The following is a 21,210-nucleotide window of genomic DNA, read 5'->3' as shown; positions in this document are numbered from 1 at the left end:
CACAAGAAATTTGATGATGACCTTCAGCTGCACGGGCTTTTCCTTAACCTTATTTATTATTTATTTGGGTTGCGCCTTTGTTGTCTGAAGACGCATCAATGGGCTTATTGTTAAGCATATCCATCAGTTTGTTAAGAAGTTTATTATCTTGATGGATTAACTGCCCTTGAGGCAATGGCGTTTCTAATTTAAATAAATGATTCACGCTGTTCGTCGTTACACCCAAAGCGTGCTGCTCGCCTTGTACTTCGATGATCACAATCCGTTCACGCCCACCAAGTGACAAACTGGTGATTGTCTTCATGTGTCTGTGGTGATTTGGAGTAAAGTTGAAACGCTTAGCCAGCCAAGCTAGTCCATAAATAAGGACAATGATCCCAGCTAACGCAACGAGCATAGGTAACAAAGCACCATCCGTAGGCGACGACAACCTAGGGTTTGCGCCTACTTGACTCGCAGAGGTTTGAGCCAACGCAGACGCACTAAAGAAAATTGACACTAGGCCAACTAATTTTGAACTAACGAAGTTTTTTGATTCTTTCAATTTGGCTGATCACATCAGTTAAACGAATACCAAACTTATCATTAACCACTACCACTTCGCCATGGGCAATTAAGGTTCCATTAACTAAAACGTCCAGCGGCTCACCCGCCACACGGTCTAGCTCAACCACTGAGCCCTGGTTAAGTTGTAGCAAGTTTCGGATGCTGATCTTACTGCGCCCCACTTCCATCGAGATATTTACAGGAATATCAAGAATGGTTTCTAACTTGCGAGATTCGTCTTCGTTCAGATTGTTACTTGTCTCGGACAATTCTTCGAGTTCGGCTGCCTGGACGTCATCACCGCCTTCACCACCTTCAGCTTCAGCTAGGGCTGCTGCCCATTCGTCCATAGTATCTTGATCATCACTCATAAACCTAACCTCTTTCGACCACTTAAAGCTCTAAATCGTCTTCAAGTGCTAATAATTCTGAATCATCGTCTAAACGACGACCCCCTTTCGTTAACACATTCATCTCTGATTTCGCTGATTCTGGACGTTTGATCTTCTCAGCGATTTGCAATGCAACATTATCTCTACAACGGCCTAACTTAGCTCGGTAGGTCGGTAAGCCTTCAATGAAGACCGTAATGTGCTCAGGCATATCAATTGGAATAATGTCACCATCTTTTAACTCCATCACTTGATGAAGGGGCAAATCCATTTCTAATAGTTGGGTGTGTAAATCGACATACACATCCATAATTTCATCGCGAAGTGCCTTACTCCAACGGTAATCGGTATCTTCGCGGTCACTTTGAACACCAGCGTCGAGTAGCTCACGAATTGGCTCGAGCATCGAATACGGCAACGCCACGTGAAAGTCACCGCCGCCACCATCAAGTTCGATGTGGAACGAACTGATAACAATAACTTCGGTTGGCGAAACGATGTTCGCCATCGCTGGGTTCACTTCTGAATCTAAGTACTCAAAAGATACGTCCATAACTGGTGACCAAGCCTCTTTGTAATCTTCAAAGATAAGCTTGAGCAGCATTTGAATAATACGACGCTCTGTAGGAGTAAATTCACGACCTTCGATTTTGGCGTGATAACGTCCATCACCACCAAAAAAGTTATCAACTAAGATAAACACCAGACGGGCTTCCATGGTTATCAAACCTGTGCCCTTTAACGGTCTAAATCGAACCATATTCAAGCTCGTTGGTACAAACAGAGTGTGTATGTACTCACCAAACTTGATCATCTGTACACCATTAATCGACACTTCTGCCGTTCGGCGCATCATATTGAATAGACTGATCCGCATATGACGAGCAAAACGCTCGTTAACCAACTCAAGTGTTGGCATTCGACCACGCACAATTCGATCTTGAGACGAGAAGTCATAGTCTGACGTGCCAGCGCCGCCGGCACCACCTTCGTCAATCTCATCTTCTTCTACGTCATCAACGCCGTGGAGTAGCGCGTCAATTTCGTCTTGTGACAGTAAATCAGTCATAGTGTTCTCTTAACTCATGAGTTTGTGATTCAGGTTACTGCATCACAAAACCGGTAAATAATACTTCTTCGACAATTTTCGAACCTGTAACGTCGATAACTGCCTTCTGCACTTCTTGTGCCGCTTTTAACTTAAGCGCATCTTTTCCTGCTGCAGTCGCCAATGCATCGGCGTTCGCTGTACTAAATGCTTTTAATAAAGACCCTTCAATCAATGGGATATGCTTTTGAGCCAACTCTTCGTTGTTGTCTCCACGAACCATTAACTGCACTTTAATTTGAACTAGTCTATCTCTCGACGTACCCGGTACATTAAACGTAAATGGCCTTGGCATTGTCACATATTTGGCAGTACCAACATCCACTGGGCCAGAATCTTGTGCCGCTTCCGCTGATCCACCTTCTGCCTCGGTTGTTTGTGCCGCTTCAGGATCTGTCTCGTCACCACCAGACAGCAAAAAGAACGCAGCTGCACCACCAACGATTACCACTACAGCAGCAATGATGATGATCAACATTTTGTTACCGCCTTTGCCACCTTCTTCTTCTAACGTTAACTCGTCGTTTTCTTCGGCCATTTTAGGAGCTCCATCCAATCATTTTATATTGCCATACTGTTGCTAATGGTATTGTCGATCGCTACTTTTGGCAATAAATAAGCCCCCATTCCCGCTTATCAACAATTAAAATTGCATTAACTGATGAATAAACCATCAGCTTGGTGATAACACCCTATGCGTAATAATCGACTTGCCAAGGTGACGCTATTTTGGCGGCGAGCTGTTGCTCTTCTGCATCGACATTTTCACTCTCTGACATTTGTCCGGCTAATTGCGTTTGGTTTTGCTCTTCTTCGCCCGACTCGTTACCGTTTGAATCATCTTTAGATACGTCACTATTGCCTAATTCCATACCTTGCTTTTCGAGCATTTCTCGCAATTTCGGGAGACTGTCTTCAAGGGCATCTTTGGCTTGTTGAGTGCTTACAACAAAACTGACGTTGGCTTGTTCGCCCAAAGAAAGCTTAACTTGAATACTGCCTAGCTCAGGTGGGTCAAGTCGGATGTCTACCGACTTCATATTTCGAGCCATCATCAAGCCCACTTGAGTCTGGATATTATTAGCAAGCTCTTGTTTGTTAAAAAGGATGTTTTCTTTGATTACAACGTCGTTTTTGGTTTGTACTATTTGCTCTAACTTGGGAGCTTGTAGGGTTTTGTCTAATTGAACCCCCGCAACCTCAACGGTAGAAACCTTAGTTGTTGGGCTTGCTGGTTTATCTGACTGTAAAAAACCACTTTCGAGTAAGGTCTTTAAGTTTGAAGGCTTCAGTTCACTCTCAGTCTCTGCACCTTTTGCTAACTCAACCGCTTTTAAATCATTAAGCATTTCTGTGCTTAACTTACCATCCGTGCCTAATTTATTCGGCCCAGACTCGCTTGTATTTACCGTTGAATTAAGCGCATTGAATGACGTTTGAGCACCATTAAGCTGAATTGGTTTTGTTGGCGTTAGTATTTGTGCCAGTTTAACTTGCGACTCATTGTCAGACATCCCTTTTAGAGATGAAATATCTTCCGCAGCATCACTGTTTTGAGTTGCCTTGACTTCAATATTTGCCTCTTTTAACAAAGCGCTAGACACTGAATTCAATGCAAACTGCCCATCGCCTTTGCCTGGGGTTACAACGCGGCTAACCTGTGGCTCTACAAGTTGACCGTTAGTTCCGTTTGCACCTTGTTTGCTCAATTCTGCTTGTGACATTACGTTGGTCAACCAACTCAGTGTTTTGGCGTCATCATTACCTTGAGTTTTTCCTGACTGATTTTGGCCAGCCATTAAACTAAGTTCAGCGCTCAATTGCTTGAGAGAGTTCAAAATACCGTCTAGGTCATGTTGAAGATTGTTATCATTAGACTCACTCTGCGAAAAAGACGCTGAAAGCTCAGTCAATTCATTCACAAGACGATTTAATGCCTGGAGTGCTTTTTCTAGTTCATCGCCACTGAGTTGAACTTTATTAGCCTTCTCAAAGTCCCACTCTCCCTGTTGAACTTGGTCGGTTTGGTTTTGAGCTTTTCCTGGCCCTTGCTCTGAGCCACCAATTAATGCTTGTAATAAAGATTTTATCTTAGCCATCAGCTCGTTTTGCGGGGCATCTGAACCATTACTTGACTCTTCGCTGTCCTTTACACCAGCTTGATTCATCTTGTTAATAATAGCTTGTAGCGAGAGCGACGCGTCTTTGCCTGCTTGCTTATCGCCTTGCAAGTCTGATAATAGTGCGGCAATTTTTGTCATCAATTCGGTCAGCTTTTCGGCCTTACCTTGTTTGTTGAACAAGGCTTCCCCTTGTAATTTGGCACTGTCATTTGGCGCAGTATTTTTAGCAACCGTATTTTGGTTGTTTTGTCCACTCGCTTCTTTGTTTAGCTCCGTAGAATTGGATATTGACTGGTCTGAATTTGTGGATGTCTGTGACGCTTGGCTTTGTTTATTATCAGCTACCACAGATTCATTGTTACGACCGTCATCAGACTGTTGTCTGGTGTTTTGAGCCACTGTTCTTTCTGGTTTTGTCGCGTGATCAATTTCATCTCTTTTGTGCGAGCGAGGTTGAGGCTCAGCGTCGTTTCGACTCGCATCTAATCTTTGCTGCTCACGACGTTCGAGCGACTGTCGTTGCTCTAATTGACGCTGCGCTTGTTGTTCGCGTTGATTTAGACGCTCTGTTTGGTTTCGCTGTTCTTGTCTTTCCGCTTGTTGCCGCGTTGCCGCCATGGTCTGTTCAAATCGACGTTCTGTGTCAGCTCTAGAATCCGTTGTTTGAACGCGATTAACTGGATTATCGCGCACTCCTGTCTCAGGCTGAAGGCCTTTAATTTGTTGGAGTTCATTTAGAATTGTATTTTGTTGCAGCATAATCGCTCCTAACACAAACAGTGATAAATTTAACAGACAAACTCGGAAATGTTACCGGTTGATATGGGGAGTTATTCAAAGATCGTTCCATGTCGTATATAGAACAACACGATTTGTTAATTAAACGCCTAGTTGACTGCGAATATACTTTTGCGCGGCGAACTCATCCGCCTGATTTTGTTCGTATTTATCAAGTTTCGCTTGTCTTGCTTGAGCTTTTTTATCTAAAAGTGTGTCTACCGCTTTGACTTTGTTAGTTTGCATTAGCCACTCTTGGCGACGCTGCTCGACGACCTCTTTTGCCGTACTGACAACATTTGTCTGGGCGAGGATGCCTTGGTCTAATTGCACAATAAAACGCTGGTAGTGTTGGTAGCTACCACCGCCCATGCCGCTGCTACCCATTTGTTGCATGCGTTTTAGATAATCCAATTTATAACTTTGAACTTCTTTTAGTTTGGCTTGATTAGCTTGTAAAAAAGATTGCGCAGACTGCAAGTCCATCGCCGCTTTTTGCTCTTTTTCTTTTTCGATGCGTTTTAATACAAGGAGCTGACTGTCTTCTTTAGCCATAGCTTACCTCACTTGAATACGACAAATTTAAGGCATTTCATTGGTTAATGCCTGTAACTGCATGAGTGATTGATCGTATGGATACACATCAGACATGGTTTGTTGCAAGTACGCATCCATTACTGGTTTGAGTTGGATCGCTTTATCAACCACAGGGTTACTTCCTGACGAATATGCACCAATAGAAATGAGGTCTTTATTTTGCTCAAACGCAGACAGATACTTTTTAAATTTCAGCGCCATTTGCAAATGCTCAGGAGACGTTACTTGTGGCATTACACGACTGATTGACTTTGCTACATCTATCGCAGGATAGTGACCAGCATCTGCCAAGTCTCGACTTAGGACAATATGACCATCTAAGATAGCTCTTGAGGCATCGGCTATCGGATCTTGCATATCATCACCTTCTGAAAGTACGGTATAAAACGCAGTAATCGACCCTTGGCCTTCACCACCGTTACCTGCACGCTCAATCAAGGCTGGTAACTTGGCGAATACCGAAGCCGGGTAACCTTTTGTCGCTGGAGGCTCACCAATAGCTAGCGCAATTTCTCGCTGTGCTTGTGCATAACGAGTGACAGAATCAATAAGTAACAATACGTTCAAGCCCTGGTCACGAAAATATTCAGCCACTTGAGTGGCGGTTTCACAGCCTTTTAACCGACGAATCGGAGCCATATCTGCAGGGGCCGCAACCACAACAGAACGCTTGCGTCCTTCTTCTCCTAAAATTTCGTCGATAAACTCTTTTACTTCTCTACCACGCTCACCAATCAAGCCAACGACCACAACATCGACCGTCGTGCCTTTCGTCATCATGCCAAGCAATACTGACTTACCAACACCAGAGCCAGCAAATAAACCCATTCGCTGACCTTGGCCAACTGTTAAGATACCGTTGATCGCTTTGACACCTACATCAATCGCATTGTGAATCGGCTTTCTTGCAAGTGGATTAATCGGCTTTGAAGAATAATTGACGTCGTCACCCATTTCGATTGGACCGCGACCATCAAGAGGATTGCCTGAAGGGTCTATGACTCGTCCTAAAAGATTTAATGAAAAAGGCAGTTGCTGGCCTCGGCTCGAAGTAGTTACTCGACCTCTAGGCACAATGCCACTGACCTGGTCCGTGGGCATCAAAAATATTTTGTCATTTTCAAAACCCACAACCTCGGCGTCTACCTCACCTTTTAGTGTCTGAATTTTACAATGTCCACCCAACGGTGCCGACACGCCTACCGCTTCTAAAGTCAGGCCGTTTACTTTAGTAAGTCGTCCCGAAACCTCTGGTTTAGCGTCTTTTATTAGCCGTTGTGACTTTTTGATCCGTTCTGCCAAGTTCATGAGCTTTGACCCTCATCACCTTCACTAATACTCGGTCCTGTATTGGTTTCTTTGTTTAACTCTGCTTCTCGAACATACTCGTCAATTGTTTGCTCGATTCGCTGCTTAACGGTTCGATCTATTAACGAATTTGGTGTAGCAACAATAACGTCACCGGGTTTGTAATTAGGTTCAGGTTTTAAAATCCATTTTTGCTCAGCCAAGGCCTCATCGTCATACTCTTCTTTTAACAACTCTAAGTCGTCGGGATGCATGTGAATTTCGGCAAACTCAGTATTAAAAGGTAAGGCTGCCACTGACTCGTGTAATGCCGCGAGTAGGCTGTCTTTATTACTTTTTAGTTCAGTACGTAACACTGACTCAGCGAGCATTACAGATAAATTAAGTAACTGCTGCTCTACCGCAGATTCAATACGTTCGATAGGGTTGTAGAGTTGGTCAGTAAGTGATTGCCAACGTGCTACTACTTCTTCTACATGCTGTTTACCTTCTTCCTGGCCAGCGGCAAACCCCTCTTCATGACCGGCTTTTAAGCCCTCTTGGTGACCTTGCTCTAAACCTTCTGCATGACCCGCTTCGATACCTTCTTGCTTGCCTTGCTCAAATCCTTCTTGGTAGGCGTCTTGACGTATTTGTTCAATCTCTTCAGCCGTTAGCGGTTTAACTTCTTCTTCCTCTTCGTCAACCACAACTTGCTTTTTTTTGTACATGTCTTCAATAGACATGCCCATAAAGTTGGTCTTGCCAACCACGGTAGCCTTTTTTACTTCACTGACATCAGGCGCAACCCAGTCCTTTAGCAATTCCAACATTTCTTTGCTAGGTGTGACTGGGCCTTTGGTTAACTTATCTGACACTGAGATTACCTTTAAACATTGAGCTGTGTGAAGACCTATAAGAAGTCTTCACCACCGCCACCACCGAGCATGATTTCACCGGCATCAGCAAGACGACGGGCAATCGCTAAGATTTCTTTCTGTGCTGTTTCTACTTCTGACACTCGAATTGGTGGCATTGCCTCCAAGTCATCCGCCATCATTTCGGCCGCACGTTTTGACATGTTCTTCATGATCTTCTCTTTCAGAGCATCATCAGCACCCTTGATAGCTTTCATCAAAGAGTCTTGTTGAACTTCACGAAGAATCGCTTGAATTGCTCGGTCATCAACATCAATTAAATTATCAAAAACAAACATAAGGTCTTGGATTTGTTGAGCCATCTCTTCATCGTGCTCACGCATAGCATCCATCAACTGACCTTCGATATTAGTATCCAAGAAGTTCATAATTTCTGCCGCTGCTTTCAGGCCGCCCATCTTGGCTGCTTGTGCACCCGCTTGACCAGCAAACTGTTTCTCCATGATCTCGTTGAGCTCTTGAAGTGCTGCAGGTTGTACTTCTTCGAGGTTAGCTATACGCATCGTTAAGTCGATACGAACCTTGTCAGAAAATTGACTCAAGATCTCCGCAGACTGATCTGGGGCTAAGTAAGCCAATACAATAGTTTGAATTTGCGGATGCTCGTTGCGGATAATGTTTGCAACCTGTTTTGAGTCCATCCATTTAAGTGAATCAAGGCCTTTAGCGCCACCACCCAAGATGATCTGATCAAGAAGTGTCGCCGCTTTGTCTTCACCTAATGCAGCCGTTAGTGCTTTCTTAATAAAGTCTTCTGACTGGAAGCCAATCGTACTGTAATCCTGGATTTGTTCGATAAACAAACTGTGTACCGCAGAGATTTTATCTTGGCTCAAGTCATCTAACTGAGCCATCGCGATACCCACTTTTTGAACTTGCTTCGGCTCTAAGTGCTTTAAGATTTGGGCAGCGTCTTCTTCCGATAAACTCAAAAGTAAAATAGCCGCTTTTTCAACGCCTTCGAGTTTGTCTACATCAAACGCTGGCTGTTTTTTTTCTGCTTCAACGACATCATTCATCTTCTAATAACCACCCTTTAACTACTTGCGACGATAACTCAGGTTCGTTCGCAACTAATGCTCTCACCGCTTTCAATAGGTCTTCATCACCGTGTAAGTCTGGTAATTGTAGCGTACCATCTGCTGAGAAACCGATGTCTTTTTCGTCAAACTCTGTGTTCAACATATCTAATGCTTCGTCACCTAAGTCTACACCACCTAAGGCGTCTTCTTCATATTCATCTGTTGTGTCTTCTGGGCTTAATAGCTTGTTCAGAAGTGGTCTAACTAAGAAGATAATTAGGACGATAATGACAATCATCGCAGCCAGGGTTTTAACCATAGGCTGGAACCACTCTTGTTCATAAATAGGAACTTCAGTCGCCGCAAACTCGTCTTGTTTATTAAACGGAATTGTTACGACTTCTAGCGTATCACCACGCGTCATATCAAAACCAATACCGCCTTGTAATAAGCGACGTAAATTAACTAGAGCTTGTTGAGAGCGAGGTACTTGCTGCATAGTCCCGTCTTCGCCCACAGTGCGGATATAATCAACCGCAACTGACACACTTAGACGACGTACTACACCCGTTTGATTTTGTTTATGACTAATTGTTTGGTCCAACTCGTAGTTGCGAGTTTGTTCTTTTGACGAACGGCCCGTCGCGCCTCGAGTACGAGCGTTAGCTGCGTCTTCAGGAATATCAGACTCTAGTGGCGGCTGGTTTGATAACGCGCCTGGAATTCCCACAGGGCCAGACCCTGTTTGATTTTCTTCGATTAGCATTTCACTGCGAATCGCCGGTAAATCAGGGTTATAGGTTTTTTGAGTCTCTTGAACTTGGGTAAAGTCCATAGTCACATCGACCTGCGCCGTGTAGTTCTCCATGCCGATAACAGGAGACAAAATGGCGTTGATCTTTTGTAAATACTCATCTTCGCGTTTTTGTTCAATTTCAAATTGTTTACGCGAAAGAGCAGATAATGAATTTTGTGAACCAGAGTTAAGTAGGCGGCCATTTTGGTCTGTTACTGTGACTCGGGTTGGTGACAAACCTTGGACCGCTGACGCAACAATATCAACGATAGAATCAGTTTCTTCTGCTGTCAGCATTCTGCCGCGCTTTAAAGTTACAACCACTGTTGCAGAAGGCTCTTTAGTATGACGAGCAAAAATATTTTGTTTCGGAATAGCCAGTAAAACTCGTGCTCTACTTACTGTGTTTAATTCTTCAATGGTACGAGCCAATTGCTGCTCACGGCTGTGCTTTAAGCGTTCAGTTTCCATGCGTTGGCTAACACCAAATCCAGTGTCTTGTAGCAAAATTTCCGAACCTTCCGTTGGCGCTTGTGATAGGCCACCACGAGCAAGTGACAATTTAATGTCTTGATAACGGTCCGCTGGTACTTTAATAACGTTTTGCTCTAAAACGTACTCAATTTTTTGAGCGTCAAGATAGTCCAGTGTTTCGATTAACTGTTCAGTTTCGAACTGGCCAAGAGGACGCATTTCTGGCTCTCGTGACCACAAGAAAATAATGATGGTAATTGCGATACAAATGACCAAAGCTAAAATCAGTGCACCTTGGCGCAATACTTCTGCGCTAGAAACGGCGTTTAAAAAGCCTGACTTTTGCTCTTCAACATTATCGGCGTCGTTATTCAATGACACCATGTCATTGCCAACGTCATGCCCTGTTGCTACTTGTGTTGAAAGTTCGTCTGCCACGGGAAACCCTTAATTCTAATTTACGACAACTAGGTCAAACACCAGATTAAACTGGCATACTCATAATGCTTTTGTACGACTCAACCAACTTATTTCTAACCTGGACGGTCGCTTCAAAGGCAATACCCGCTTTTTGTGAAGCAATCATAGCTTCAGCAAGAGAAACTGAACGGTCACCCATTTCAACTGCGTTTTTAAGTTGACCTGCATTCGATTGAAGATCGTTAACATTGTCTACAGCCTGCTTTAACAAATCACCAAAGTTAGCTGATGAAGGGTTATTGACCTTCTCAACCTGGTTGAAAGGAGTAATGTCATTATTTGGACGAATCGTTGGGCTTGAAGCCTGAGACGCCATAGACTGTAACTCGGCGTATAGATTGTTCGCTTGAATGTTCATTATTGTATCCTCGTTCAGGAGTATTGTTTACCTAAACGAGATAAAGCACAAAAGGTGCCAACTTATTTAATAACAAATTCAACAAGTTAGGTGACTTTGAGGTATAAATTTTGATGACAAAAGTTTGACATAAAAAAGTCCACCGCCTAAGAATGGAGAGAAATTAGACAGTGGACAATATGGATAGATGGTTTTTATTTAACTACTTACGTGGATTAAGCTGGCACCTCGATGCCTTGTTCACGCATTTTAGCGAGCTTATAGCGCAGCGTACGAGGGCTAATACCAAGCTTTTCAGCAACGTCTTTTCGTTTGCCTTGGCAAGCCTGTAATGCATCAAGAATAATTCGATTTTCTTGATCTCTAATTTCTGATTTAAAGGCAGTCGTGTCATCCGCTGCATTGTTTGACGCCTGGATATTGGCAGCAACACTATCAACTGCAAATTCTTCAACAAGAATGTGGTCACTTTCTATTGTGTCTGAAGCGCATAAGATCAGAGCGCGCTGGATCACATTGTCGAGTTCACGAACGTTACCTGGCCAGTTATGCGATAACAGCTTTGCTTTAGCGGCAGAACTAAGCTCAGGAATTTCACGACCTTGCTCGATACAATAACGTTGTAATAAATGCTCTGTAATTGGCAGTAAGTCGTCTTTGCGCTGTGCTAATGGCAACCACTTAATTGGGAAAACATTAAGTCGATAATACAAATCTTCTCTAAACTTTCCTTCTTTAACAGCTGTCATTAAGTCGCGGTTCGACGTTGCCAAAACTCTTACGTCTAACTTTATGGTTTTACGGCTACCTAAGCGCTCTACTTCGCGTTCTTGTAGGACACGCAATAGTTTTGCTTGAAGATTTAAATCCATCTCGGTAATTTCGTCGAGCAAAATAGTACCGTGTTGAGCTTGTTCAAACTTTCCAGGACAGGCTTGAACGGCACCAGTAAACGCACCTTTTTCATAACCAAATAAGGTGGCTTCTAACATATTGTCTGGAATTGCAGCACAGTTAATAGCAATAAAGTCATGCTCGGCACGGCTAGATTGGTCATGAATGTATCGCGCCATCACTTCTTTACCCGAACCACTTGGACCTGAAATCATCACTGACGCATCAGAAGCTGCAACTCGACTTGCTAATTTAAGTAACTCTATACTTTTCTTGTCGGCTACAACTGGGTTGTGCTTTTCAGCCTGTTTGGCTGGTGCGTATCGACCTACCATGTTGAGCAACACTTCTGGTGCAAATGGCTTCGCCATGTAATCTATCGCACCGTATTTCATTGCTTCAACTGCGTGATCAATCGTTGCATAAGCAGTCATCAACAAAAACGGTGTGTTTGGATATAACTTTTTAACTGACTTCAACAAGTCTAAACCTGACAGGCCGCCCATTTGAACGTCTGATACTATTATGTCAATCACGGTTTCTTTGAGTTTGACCAAAGCCATTTCGGCAGAATCCGCTTCAACTACTGCATATCCAGCAATTGATAACGTATCAACTAATGCTTCGCGTAAACCTGAGTCGTCTTCAACGACTAATACTTGAGATTGGCTCATGCTAGTACCTCCTGGCGTGGTGTTTCGACACGCTGAATATCACTTTTAGGTGCCAATTTAATTGGCAAATAGATTGAGAAAATTGCGCCACCCGTTGGTTTGTTGACAACTTCAACACTACCTTGGTGCGCTTGAGCGACCGTTTTAACCACCGACAAGCCTAAACCTGTACCTTGAGAGCGCGTGGTATAAAACGGTTCAAAAATTTTGTCGATGACTTCTGGCTTGATTCCTGGACCATTGTCTTCAACAGAAATACAAACCTGATTTGGCTGGCTATCAACCCGGCGTGCAGCAAGGTGAACGTGAACACCTTGTCCTACAACTTGCACGGCATTGTGAACTAAGTTGGTTATAGCGCTTGCTAAACTGGTTTTGTTAGCCAGTAACTCGATATCTGGTTCTGGTAGCTCGACCGTCATAGTACCGGCCTGCTGAACCATCGCATCCGCACCTTGGTGAACGCTGGTGAGCAACTGCTGCAGTGATACTTGTTCTAATACTTGGTTTTCACCGCTTTTGGCAAACATCAACATATCGTTAACTTGATTTTCTAAATCTGTTAAACGAGATGACAATTTATTGACGAAATTAGATTTTTGTTCGGCTTTAAGGCGGTTATTCGATAAATTTGCTGCGTATAACATCGCCGCTGACAAGGGTGTGCGGATCTGATGAGCCAAACTCGCGACCATACGACCTAATGCCGAAACACGTTGAAGGTGACTGATACGCTCTTGTAACTGACGAGTTTCGGTAAGATCCGTCATAACAATCAACTGCCCAGATTTAAGAGGCATTATTTCAAGCTTTACACGACGACCGGTCTGTAAAGACACTTCATGACCGTCATCTTCTCTAGGTTTGAATGAACGGGCAATAACAGTACGCCATTTTTCGCCTTCTAGTGGCTCACCAAGTAACTGAATCGCTTGTTTGTTTGCCTGGCGGACCATGCCTTTGTTATCTAAAACCACAACGCCGTTTGGCAACACGTCAACAAGATGACTCAGCTCTTCGTTTTGCTGACGCATTTCATTAATTTGTTCTGAGCTTAGAGCATCGTTTGATGCCTTCTCATGAGTGATTCCAGCATAATCGGCAGATGACGCGTGTTCAGGATCGGCAAAGCTACGAAACTTTGACGTAAAAGACGCGAGTTTGATGTTGGCATCGACAACTCGGCGCTCTGACATGACGGTTGAAATTCTGGCTGACATAATACTGGCCTCACTGGTTTTAATACACAGTGGATAATACAACCATCATGCCAACTTTTATTTTCAATAATTACAACAACTTAATGGGGTGCTGATACCTTTTTGACTGATTCAATTTTTTGACTATTCAAAAAAACAACTCAAAAAAAAGGACAGCATTTGCTGTCCTATTCATCTTTATTTAAGTCGTACTTTTTCATTTTTTCGACGAGTGTTGTTCGCCTTAAAGAGAGCTGCTCGGCGGCTCTCGACACAACGTAATCACAATTTTGTAGTGCTTGTTCAATAAGGTTGATTTCTAACTCTGACAGGTACTCTTTTAAATCCAGCCCTTCTGGTGGCAGCATAACCGTTGTTGGATCCGCAAACGTAGTTGCAGACATAACAAAGTCATCATCCGGCTCATCAGATTCTTCTTCATCATTAAATGCAAATATGTCATTCAACGCTTGGCGCTCTAATATTTCGTCCGGATACTCAGGAACAAACGGCGCTTCATCTGTGTAACAATAACGTTGCGGCAAATCATGTACGTCAACGGTTTGATTAGGAAACATAATAAGCAAGCGCTCGACTAAGTTACCTAACTCACGCACGTTACCAGGCCACTTGTGCTGCTTTAACGAATCGAGCGCTCTTTCTGTTAAGCTAAATCGAGCTTGATGCTGTTTCTCAAAACGATTGATAAACTCTTGAATTAGTTGCTCTAAGTCGTCCGCACGGTCTTTTAAAGACGGTGACTCAATGGGAAATACGTTTAATCGATAAAATAAATCTTCACGGAATTTACCTTCGTCAATCATCGACTCTAAGTTACGGTGAGTCGCCGCGACTATCCGAACATCCGCTTTGATAGGTTTGTTACCACCGACTCGTTCGTAAGTGCGCTCTTGAATAACCCGCAAAAGCTTTACTTGCATTTGTAATGGCATATCGCCGATTTCATCTAAAAATAGCGTACCGCCTTGGGCTAATTCAAAACGACCTTTACGAGATGAAATTGCTCCGGTAAATGCGCCTTTTTCATGACCAAACAGCTCACTTTCTAGTAGCTCACCAGGTATTGCTCCGCAGTTAACTGGAACAAATGGACCTTTATTACGTGTAGACAGCAAGTGGACGTTGCGAGCGATAACTTCTTTACCTGTACCACTGTCACCTAAGATCAATACATTTGCGTCTTTTTCAGCAACTTGTTTAATCAAAAAGCGAATCGTCTGCATCGCGTTGGTGGTACCAATCAAACCATCGAATTTAGAACCATCGGTTAATGCGGAGCGTTTAGGAAGAAGCCTTTTGTACTCTTGGCAATCGCGAATTTGTTGGATTACTACAGGATAACTCAAAGGCTCACTGAGCATACCGATTACGTTTTTCTTATCGAATAAATACTTAAGAGTATCACCCAATACCAAAAAAGGGACGGCTGGTTGTGAAGCAACAAGCTCCTCATGATCGCCAGACTTTAATGCACCTAAAATACAAGCCATGATGTTTTCTTCTGGCTGACAGGCTTCAGCAAACTCTGACTTGGTCACAATTTGACAAGGCTCGCCGATAAAACCGAGTAGGTGGCTCACCAACTCAGCACGCGTGGCGTTTTCATCTAGGATCAGGATTTTTCCCAAACCAACTTTTACTTCATTTCCCATGGCTCAATTCGATAATTCTTTGTTAATTGGCTCTTTATAGCTTTGATTGTAGCCACGAGGATCGGACATGCAAGCACTTCCGACAAAATATTGACGAAAGTGCGTTCAAATGACTGTTTTTTGACTTGTTGACTCTACGTACTTTATCCGAAGCTCATTCTGCTAATAGTAACAAAGCCACTCTTATGAGACTCTGGATTAATATTGGTATTAAGGATTTATACCATGCTCTGCGAGCAACGCGACAAGTCCATCCTCGTCGAGTACCGGAACATTCAAATCTTGTGCCTTTGTGAGTTTAGAGCCGGCTTTTTCACCTGCGACCAAATAATCGGTTTTGGCAGATACGCTACCCGCCACTTTCGCTCCCAAGCCAACTAATAGGTTTTTTGCTTCCGTTCGGCTAACTCGCGATAACGTCCCGGTAATAACGTAAGTCAGGCCATTAAGTGGTTGTTGATCGGCTTCGACTTTTTCGATGGCTGGCCAATTAACTCCAGCCTCTTTTAGTTGGTTGATAATTGATACGTTGTGTTCTTCCCTAAAAAACGAATGTACGTGCTGAGCCACAATATTGCCGACATCACTAACTTCAATCAGCTGCTCTAAACTTGCGTTTTCTATCGCCTCTAACGTTAAGAAGTGTTGAGCTAAATTAGCAGCCGTCGTCTCTCCAACTTCCCTGATCCCCAAAGAGTAAAGGAACTTAGCTAAGGTTGTTTGTTTGGCTTCCTGAAACGCCGCAATCAAATTTGCTGCAGATTTGGGTCCCATTCGCTCAAGCGATTCAATTTGTTCTTGGCTCAAAGAAAACAAATCCGCAGGTGACGAGATCAATTCAGCATCCACCAGCTGATCGACAATCTTATCTCCTAAGCCATCAATATCCATCGCTTTGCGTGACGCAAAATGTTTAATCGCTTGTTTGCGCTGTGCACCGCAAACTAAGCCCCCCGTACAACGGGTGACAGCCTCTCCCTCAGGCTTTTCAACATGAGATTGGCACACTGGACAAGATTCAGGAAACTCAATATCGCGAGCATCTGCGGGCCTGCGTTCAGCAACTGCGCCAACAACTTGCGGAATAACATCGCCTGCACGACGTATGATGACGGTATCGCCAATTTTAATCCCTAAGCGCTCAATCTCTTCTGCGTTGTGCAAAGTGGCATTAGAAACAGTCACTCCACCAACAAAAACAGGCTCTAACTTAGCAACTGGCGTAATAGCGCCAGTACGACCGACCTGAAACTCGACGTCTCGAAGTACCGTCATTTCTTCTTGTGCAGGAAATTTATAAGCGATTGCCCATCTCGGAGCGCGAGCAACAAAACCCAACTGGTCTTGAATACCAATGTCGTTAACTTTTATTACAGTGCCATCAATCTCATAGTTGAGGGTGTTGCGCTTTTTTTGAATATCAGCGTAAAAGCCTAAAACTCCTTCGACGCCTTTGACAACTTTTACTTCAGGACAAAGCGGTAAGCCCCACTTGTTTATCTGCTCTAATCGCGCAAAGTGTTGATCTGGCATTTCGACTTCGTCACTTACCACCCCCAAACTATAAGCATAAAAGCCCAGCGGTCGAGTCGCAGTAATTTTTGAGTCTAGTTGGCGTAAGCTACCTGCGGCACCATTTCTAGGGTTTACCATAGGTTTAGAGCCTTGTGCGAGGGCATTTTCGTTAAACGCTTTAAACCCGTCTAACCACAAAAACACCTCACCACGAACCTCCACTCTTGCCGGTACCGAGTCACCTATTAAACGAAGAGGTATAGACTTTATGGTTTTGACGTTAGCGGTAATATTTTCACCCACGGCTCCATCGCCGCGTGTTGCTGCCTGAACCAAAATACCATCGACGTATAACAAACTGACCGCTAAACCATCGAGTTTAGGCTCACAACAAAACTCAAACTCTTGATCGGATTTTAAGCGGTCATTAATTCGTTTATTAAAAGCAATAAACTCCGGCTCTTCCATTGCATTATCGAGAGAAAGCATAGGAACTTCATGAGTGACTTGCTCAAACTTATCTAGCGCCATACCACCGACTTTTTGAGTTGGAGAGTCTGCCAATATCAAACTCGGATTAGCTTGTTCTAAAGCCTGTAACTCTCTAAATACACGATCATATTCAGCATCAGGCACTGTTGGATTATCCATTACATAATACTCATGGTTGTATTTGTGTAAGCGCTCCGCCAATTGATGCATTTGGGTTTGAATGTCAGAGGTATTTAAAGAAGTTGTCATAACGTCCTTGGGTCCGAGTTTTTGGTTTTTATTTATTTTATCGGGTTAAATGCCATTGGTTAACAAGTTTTGCCAAAAAAACCTAAGCCCTGGACTAGTGGCAAAAATTATTGATGATTTTTTTATCTAAATGTGTCACCTTTAAGGCAACGTGCAGAAACCATTTGTTGCTAATATAGGAAACCCAAGGGACGCATGCGAATAATAATAACAACAATATTTTCAATGATTTTGCTCACTTTCTCTAACCTAGTTATTGCAGAAGTCACGAGCCAATCTGAGCTGCAAAAGCAGTTAATTGCTATTGAAGATAATATGTCTGCAACGCCAGAACAACAGTTAATGGAGTATCAAACTCTATTAGCGATAGCTGAGCAAAATGAATGGCAAAATAGTATTGTTCGTGTCAATGTCGCTATTGTTGAGACATATTTAGCACTTGAGCGTCTGCAAACGGCGCAATCGTTGATTTCTGAGTATTTACCTAAGAGTGATACCACAGAGTTAATCGAATCGAATGTTCGCTTGGTACTCGCTCAACTGCGGATCAACCACATCCAAAATCAACCAACTTCAGAACTGTTAGAAGATATCTACTCAAAACTTACATTGATAAAAGACAAAAAAATCTTAGGTGGTATTTATTCTGTTATAGGCACGCAGTTTTACGAAAAAGGCCAACTAGAACAAGCGATCACATATCAAAATTTAGCACGAGAGCAATACGAAGCTATCGATTATAAATACGGTCTTGCCTCAACCGTAAACTCGCTGGCCAACATTTATAGCGCCAAAAGCGAATACAAAATGGCGATTGAATATTTGCAAGAGTCTCTTGCCATTATGCGCTCATTAAAGAGTAAATATAACGAATCCATCATTTTGTTTAATCTTGCTCATAACTACGGATATTTAAAAGATTATGACAAAGCAAAACAAGCCTATTCACAATCGCTAAAAATTTCCATAGAGCTTAATGATATCGCTGGCCAAGCTTGGACAGAACAAGCGCTAGGTGGTCTATACGAAAGTCAAGAAAGCTACGAAAAAGCACTGCTTTATTACAATCAAGCTTTGCCATTTTTTGAAGAAAACAAAGACAAACGCAACATAATGAACATTCAATTGGGCAGAGTTAATAGTCTGATTGAAATGGGTGAAGTAGAAAAAGCAGAAAAAGAAATCGTTTATCTAGAATCTCTCACCAATGAGTTAAAACAAAGCGAAAATGACCTGACTATTGGGTTAATGCGTCAACAGGCAAAGTTGTCAGCAGCCAAAGGAGACTTCAAAACAGCGTTCGACCTTCAAACTCAAGTTACTAAAGACTTACAAAAAATGCACGAACGCATGAGTCACGAAAAGCATGAAGAACTTCTTGTCCACTATGACATGGAAAAGAAAGAGAACGACAATCGCGTTTTACAACGTGAAAATGAGTTGAAAGAGCTGAAACTACAACAAAAGCAACGTGAAGGCTTAGTGTGGCGATTAATTTTAGCCTTCGTTGTTATTGTATTGTTGGTGATTGGTTTCTTGTTACATAGGTTATTGTTAAACCGAAATCACTTCCAGCAAATGGCCCTTAAAGATCACCTAACTGACGCCCCAAACCGCAGAGCCATTTTGCAATTTGCAGAGCGTCAATTTCAAATCACCAAACGCACCAAGCAGCCTCTTACCATTGCCATTATTGATTTGGATTACTTTAAAAAGATCAATGATAACTTTGGTCACGAAGTCGGTGATGCGGTTCTTGTTGCGTACGCAAAAGCGATAAAAAGTTCGATTCGAAGCCAAGACATGTTTGGCCGTTATGGCGGTGAAGAGTGGCTTGTTGTACTGACAAATACCAATTTGGAAGACATCAAAACCATTTTTGAGCGAATCAAAACAAACGTCAGCCAAATAGAAATCGACAATATTGAAGAAGACTTTGCAATGACATTTAGCTTAGGAGCATCTCAAGTTGAAAGCTCTGACGGTTCTATAAATGAAGTAATAAAGCGTGCCGATGAATGTCTTTACAAGGCAAAAGAAGGTGGACGTAACCAGTTTGTAACGGCTATCTAAAAGCTTTTTGAGCAATTGGAAACACTGTCACGATTGCTCAATCAGCCTCCATTGGTAAATACACTCTAAATCTAGTTCCTTTGCCTTTGTCTGAACTCACATTTAAATTGCCCTTTAGCTGCCCGACCACTGTATTGTAAGCCACTGCTAAACCAAGTCCTTTACGACCTTTGCCTCTTGCAGTTGTATAAAATGGTTCAAAGATTTTTTCTAGTTCTTCTGGAGTCATGCCACTGCCATTATCACTTACTTCGATAACACATTGCTTTATTCCGCTGGCTTGTACGTGAGTGGATAAAGCGACATTGACTGATGCTTGAAAACCGTCCCCCTTGGTTTCTTCCTCAAATGCGTGGTGAAAGCAATTCTTAACTATATTTGAAATAACCTGGGCAACGTTTCCTGGATAGGTTTTTAAAATGACCTCATTAGAAGCCTCATAGTTTAACGCCACTTCTTTTGCATTGGCATCAGCACTGAGTGTGTTTAGTACGTGTTGCAAGTAATCTTTGAGTTCGATCTCTGTTAATTCGATATGGGTTTGATCTACGGCAATTTTTTTAAAGTCATTAATTAAATTGGCGGCGACACCTAAGTTGGATAAAGCAAGATCTATCGCTTCGCGATTATTCTCTAAAGTACTTTGTAATAATGATTGAGTAAGGGTTTGTTTGGCTAAAGCATCGAAAACTGCATCTAAACGCTCTTTCATTGCACTGATCGAAGTGACAGCTACGCCTAATGGTGTATTTACTTCATGGGCAACGCCAGATACTAAATGACCTAATGCTGCCATTTTTTCACTTTCTACTAACTGTGACTGTGTTTCTTTCAACTCTTCTAAACTTTTTTCAAGTTCTAGAGTCCTTTCTGCAATCACTTCTTCAAGGTTGGCATTGACCGCTTTTAGCACGTTCTCGTATTCGCAGCGATAATTAGCGCTAATGGCTCGGCCATATAGTTCAGCGAGCGTCGAAACAAATAGTACCTCATCGTCTTGCCAGTGCCGAGTTGTTGACCCAACGTGTTCACAACAAATGATCCCATACATTTTGCCGCGATAGCGGATAGGGATATCTAACATTGACTTAATGCTTAATGGTCGTAAGTAGACATCTCTAAATTCAGAGGTTGCGGGGTCATTTTCGGCGTCATGTGCAATCAATGCGCGTTCTGTATCTATTGCAGAAAAGTAAGAAGGAAAATCAGAACGGAGTAACTCTACGCCGTTTTCAATTTCAATTTCGGTTTTGTGCATCAAGATCTGACAGGTTATACCTTCTTTGGTTACCTTCCAGACACTTGCACGACCTATATCTAGTCCGTGCCGACATGCCGAGACGATCTTAGTACCCGCAACGGTTAAGTCACCACCATCTATTTCTTTTCGTTGACTAATATCAAGCAATAACTTTTCAAATTCTTTTCTCAAGCGTGACTCCACACCTTGCAACTTGGCTCAACTATAACCCTAGTAAACGATTAGTAAAAAAGAAAATGCAAAAAGGAAAATGCAACTGGTCACACCACTGGAAGTATATCT

General features: G+C 42.8%; 17 protein-coding genes. 1 reads left to right on the top strand and 16 read right to left on the bottom strand.

Annotation, left to right across the window (positions count from 1 at the left end; all coding sequences use genetic code 11):
* Nucleotides 1–49 precede the first annotated feature (49 nt).
* From fliO to ligA, 15 genes are all read right to left on the bottom strand, one after another.
* The gene (fliO, locus tag J1N51_RS13825) at nt 50–499 is read right to left on the bottom strand and encodes a flagellar biosynthetic protein FliO (RefSeq protein WP_208831827.1); all 450 of its coding nucleotides are present in this window, start codon (nt 497–499) and stop codon (nt 50–52) included.
* Nucleotides 500–518: 19 nt separating this feature from the next.
* Nucleotides 519–917 carry a flagellar motor switch protein FliN gene (gene fliN, locus J1N51_RS13820; protein WP_208831826.1) on the bottom strand — a complete coding sequence of 133 codons (399 nt, stop codon included), beginning with the start codon at nt 915–917 and terminating at the stop codon, nt 519–521.
* A 22-nt stretch (nt 918–939) separates the two neighbouring features.
* A complete protein-coding gene (fliM, locus tag J1N51_RS13815) occupies nt 940–2,007 on the bottom strand; it encodes a flagellar motor switch protein FliM (protein WP_208831825.1) in 1,068 nt (355 codons plus the stop codon).
* A 34-nt stretch (nt 2,008–2,041) separates the two neighbouring features.
* Nucleotides 2,042–2,584 carry a flagellar basal body-associated protein FliL gene (fliL, locus tag J1N51_RS13810; RefSeq protein WP_208831824.1) on the bottom strand — a complete coding sequence of 181 codons (543 nt, stop codon included), beginning with the start codon at nt 2,582–2,584 and terminating at the stop codon, nt 2,042–2,044.
* A 154-nt stretch (nt 2,585–2,738) separates the two neighbouring features.
* Nucleotides 2,739–4,928, bottom strand: coding sequence for a flagellar hook-length control protein FliK (locus J1N51_RS13805; protein ID WP_208831823.1), 2,190 nt, complete (start codon nt 4,926–4,928; stop codon nt 2,739–2,741).
* A 120-nt stretch (nt 4,929–5,048) separates the two neighbouring features.
* Nucleotides 5,049–5,501: a flagellar export protein FliJ gene (gene fliJ / locus J1N51_RS13800; protein ID WP_208831822.1), complete on the bottom strand. Its 453-nt coding sequence runs from the start codon at nt 5,499–5,501 to the stop codon at nt 5,049–5,051.
* A 27-nt stretch (nt 5,502–5,528) separates the two neighbouring features.
* Nucleotides 5,529–6,851 (bottom strand): flagellar protein export ATPase FliI, encoded by a 1,323-nt coding sequence (gene fliI / locus J1N51_RS13795; RefSeq protein WP_269802010.1) that lies wholly within the window; start codon nt 6,849–6,851, stop codon nt 5,529–5,531.
* Nucleotides 6,848–7,708: a flagellar assembly protein FliH gene (gene fliH, locus J1N51_RS13790; RefSeq protein ID WP_208831821.1), complete on the bottom strand. Its 861-nt coding sequence runs from the start codon at nt 7,706–7,708 to the stop codon at nt 6,848–6,850. The genes fliI and fliH overlap by 4 nt, the downstream gene beginning before the upstream one ends.
* 35 nt (nt 7,709–7,743) lie before the next feature.
* On the bottom strand, nt 7,744–8,787 hold the full coding sequence (gene fliG, locus J1N51_RS13785) for a flagellar motor switch protein FliG (RefSeq protein WP_208831820.1): 1,044 nt from the start codon (nt 8,785–8,787) through the stop codon (nt 7,744–7,746).
* Nucleotides 8,780–10,444 carry a flagellar basal-body MS-ring/collar protein FliF gene (gene fliF, locus J1N51_RS13780; protein ID WP_208833448.1) on the bottom strand — a complete coding sequence of 555 codons (1,665 nt, stop codon included), beginning with the start codon at nt 10,442–10,444 and terminating at the stop codon, nt 8,780–8,782. Before fliF ends, fliG begins: the two co-directional genes overlap by 8 nt.
* Nucleotides 10,445–10,544: 100 nt before the next feature.
* A complete protein-coding gene (fliE, locus tag J1N51_RS13775) occupies nt 10,545–10,898 on the bottom strand; it encodes a flagellar hook-basal body complex protein FliE (protein WP_208831819.1) in 354 nt (117 codons plus the stop codon).
* Between the two features lie 215 nt (nt 10,899–11,113).
* Nucleotides 11,114–12,466: a sigma-54-dependent transcriptional regulator gene (locus tag J1N51_RS13770; RefSeq protein ID WP_208831818.1), complete on the bottom strand. Its 1,353-nt coding sequence runs from the start codon at nt 12,464–12,466 to the stop codon at nt 11,114–11,116.
* The gene (locus J1N51_RS13765; RefSeq protein WP_269802009.1) at nt 12,463–13,686 is read right to left on the bottom strand and encodes a sensor histidine kinase; all 1,224 of its coding nucleotides are present in this window, start codon (nt 13,684–13,686) and stop codon (nt 12,463–12,465) included. Before J1N51_RS13765 ends, J1N51_RS13770 begins: the two co-directional genes overlap by 4 nt.
* A 167-nt stretch (nt 13,687–13,853) precedes the next feature.
* Nucleotides 13,854–15,338 carry a sigma-54 dependent transcriptional regulator gene (locus J1N51_RS13760; RefSeq protein ID WP_208831817.1) on the bottom strand — a complete coding sequence of 495 codons (1,485 nt, stop codon included), beginning with the start codon at nt 15,336–15,338 and terminating at the stop codon, nt 13,854–13,856.
* Nucleotides 15,339–15,548: 210 nt separating this feature from the next.
* Nucleotides 15,549–17,594 carry an NAD-dependent DNA ligase LigA gene (ligA, locus tag J1N51_RS13755; RefSeq protein ID WP_208831816.1) on the bottom strand — a complete coding sequence of 682 codons (2,046 nt, stop codon included), beginning with the start codon at nt 17,592–17,594 and terminating at the stop codon, nt 15,549–15,551.
* A gap of 195 nt (nt 17,595–17,789) precedes the next feature.
* Between ligA and J1N51_RS13750 the strand changes: the two genes are divergently transcribed.
* Nucleotides 17,790–19,667 (top strand): tetratricopeptide repeat-containing diguanylate cyclase, encoded by a 1,878-nt coding sequence (locus tag J1N51_RS13750; protein WP_208831815.1) that lies wholly within the window; start codon nt 17,790–17,792, stop codon nt 19,665–19,667.
* Between the two features lie 37 nt (nt 19,668–19,704).
* On the opposite strand, the gene J1N51_RS13745 is transcribed toward J1N51_RS13750, so the two are convergent.
* A complete protein-coding gene (locus J1N51_RS13745) occupies nt 19,705–21,099 on the bottom strand; it encodes a sensor histidine kinase (RefSeq protein ID WP_208831814.1) in 1,395 nt (464 codons plus the stop codon).
* Nucleotides 21,100–21,210 lie beyond the last annotated feature (111 nt).

Source organism: Psychrosphaera ytuae (assembly GCF_017638545.1).
GTDB classification, from domain to species: domain Bacteria; phylum Pseudomonadota; class Gammaproteobacteria; order Enterobacterales; family Alteromonadaceae; genus Psychrosphaera; species Psychrosphaera ytuae.
This window is presented reverse-complemented; position numbering and strand designations above follow the sequence as displayed.